General features: G+C 61.6%; 2 protein-coding genes and 1 pseudogene. 1 reads left to right on the top strand and 2 read right to left on the bottom strand.

What is annotated here, in order from left to right; genetic code table 11:
• Positions 1–115: pseudogene (locus K6I33_RS34450) on the top strand (IS5/IS1182 family transposase); the annotation flags it as partial.
• A gap of 74 nt (positions 116–189) precedes the next feature.
• Here the strand turns inward: K6I33_RS34450 and K6I33_RS34455 are convergent.
• Together K6I33_RS34455 and K6I33_RS34465 are read right to left on the bottom strand one after the other, a co-directional pair.
• Positions 190–1083, bottom strand: coding sequence for a hypothetical protein (locus tag K6I33_RS34455; RefSeq protein ID WP_229358739.1), 894 nt, complete (start codon positions 1081–1083; stop codon positions 190–192).
• A gap of 660 nt (positions 1084–1743) precedes the next feature.
• Positions 1744–2076 (bottom strand): antibiotic biosynthesis monooxygenase, encoded by a 333-nt coding sequence (locus K6I33_RS34465; protein ID WP_229358740.1) that lies wholly within the window; start codon positions 2074–2076, stop codon positions 1744–1746.
• Positions 2077–2130 lie beyond the last annotated feature (54 nt).

Raw genomic sequence — 2130 nt, forward strand, 5'->3', positions numbered from 1 at the left:
GCATGGCTTCAAACGCCTCCGCATCCGCTGGGAACGACGAGCCGACATCCATGAAGCCTTCCTCCGCCTCGCCTGCTGCCTCATCACCCTCAGACAGATCAACTCATTCTGTTAGCTGTTGTTAGCCGCCTACGGCGATCACACCCGCATGCTGATACCCCCGGCGCCGTGAGGGCCGCTAGAGGTTGGTCAAGGAGTTGCCAGCCCTTCGGGCTGCCTAGTTCCAGTTTTCCGACGATACTTACGGGGCGCCCCTCGCCGGGGGCTTGGGAGCGCAACCGAGTGCTTGAGAATCCCGTTAAGGGTGGCACTCGCGTCGAGAACTTGATTGATGACCCGCTTGAGCATTTCTTCTTCGGACGAGTCGGGCAGCTGCGTGGCGAGCCGCTCAGCCGTGAGGTAGTACCCGGTTAGGACTGGCTGATCGAAGTATCGATTGAGCTGCCCAAGCGTTTGTCCGTACATATGCAGGTACGTGCGGCTCAGATAGCCGGAGAGGGCGGTACCTACGGCGGCAAGCGCACCAATGAACACACGGGCTTCGATCGTGGGGACCCACAGCCCGGCAATGAAGCAAGCCGCCATCACTACAAGGCCGACGCCTGCCGCTCGTTGAGAGGAGCGAAAGGACCTGTTCGCCTGTTCAGTAGCGATACGGTGATAGTCATCGATCTGCTCTTGATTCAATTCAAGCAGCGTAGCTAGCGCTGTTACGGTTTTGAGTTCCGAAATCCGCTTTTCATCGATCGCCCTCTGCCGACTCCAGGATTCTTGCTCGAATGCGTGTAAAGCACGCTCTCGTTTAATTCGAGTCCACAGATACAAGGCGGTGACGATAAATACTCCCGCCGAGAAGCATGCGAGAGCGATCCAGAACCAAGCGGGGGGAACCGAATCTGTCACCGATTTACCTGAATGCTGGTCGTTGTCATGCGACGATGAGTAGTTCTCTGCATTTAAGGCGATTGGCGCCAAGGCGCCGAACAGGACCGCTAAGGTTGCCGTCGCCCAGTAGAACCCAACTGAAGCGGAACGATTAGCCTGCGGTGGATCGCTTGAGCGACCTCCCGTGTAAGGACTCAACGTCACCTCTCCTCACTTGCTGGCGGCATCAACGCAACGCCCCAGGAGGGGTGGAGGTCACGCCAGGCATAGGAGCCAGCGTTCCCCAACGAGGGTCGGACAGCGTCGAACCTCAAAGCCCGAGGCGCACCTGTGGCTATTGGTGCGGATATGAGGCTCTTGCGCGCCCCTCGAGCAACGCGTGGTCGGAAGGCGAGACCCAGGCGCGTCGTTGGCGAACGGAGCACACCAGCGAACAAGTCCGCAAGCCAGCGCCAAGTAGCCCCACGCGAATGAACCCTTGACTCTAAGGCGGAGCAGCCGTCCCACAGCAGGCCGCAGAACGCACGAGTGGGCCCCTAGGCTCAAGATTCCGGGGCCCACTGTCTGTGTCCTTACGTAGCAGCCAAGCTCACCTGCGGCTCCGTGACATCGAGCTTCGAGCCGTCAGCCGACTTGTGCTTGTTGCGATCCAGGATTCCCTCTTGTGCCGCCATCAGCGACCTGCATACGGATTGGCCAGCAACGTTCGTGGCGGTCCTCGTCATGTTCACGATCGGGTCGATCGCCAGCAGCAGGCCCGTGCATCAAGAGCATCAACGGTGGCGCCGGTGAGGCCGGCGGCCGAGCCGATGACGGAGACGAAGGCGATCAGGATGCAGTCCTGATCCGTTTCGAGAGCTAGGCGTCGTTGCCCTTGGGCCCCGCCTGCTGGACGACCTCGAAGGTCCACAGGGTCGACCCGGAGGCCGCCGGGCGCTGCTTGGGGGCGCCGTCACCGCCGCCCTGGTGGGCGGCCTTCATCGGGCCTTCCATCCATGCCTTGAAGTCTTCCTCGCTGCGCCAGCGGGTGTAGACCAGGTAGGTGTCGGTTCCTTCGACCGGGCGAAGAAGCTCGAACCACTCGAAGCCGTCGGAGTTCTCGACGGAGCCGGCGCGGGAGGCGAAGCGCTGCTCGAGAACCTCGCGCTGCTCGGCCGGGACGGTCAGGGCATTGATCTTCACGATGCTCATGCCACCCATCCTGCCGTAGGCGCTCTCAGCGGTTCCCGCCGCCGCCCCCACTCC

The organism is Streptomyces sp. UNOB3_S3 (assembly GCF_020740895.1).
GTDB lineage: Bacteria > Actinomycetota > Actinomycetes > Streptomycetales > Streptomycetaceae > Streptomyces.

Coding starts and splice junctions, on each gene's coding strand:
- K6I33_RS34465 (WP_229358740.1), bottom strand. CDS start 2,076: ATGAGCATCGTGAAGATCAATGCCCTGACCGTCCCGGCCGAGCAGCGC.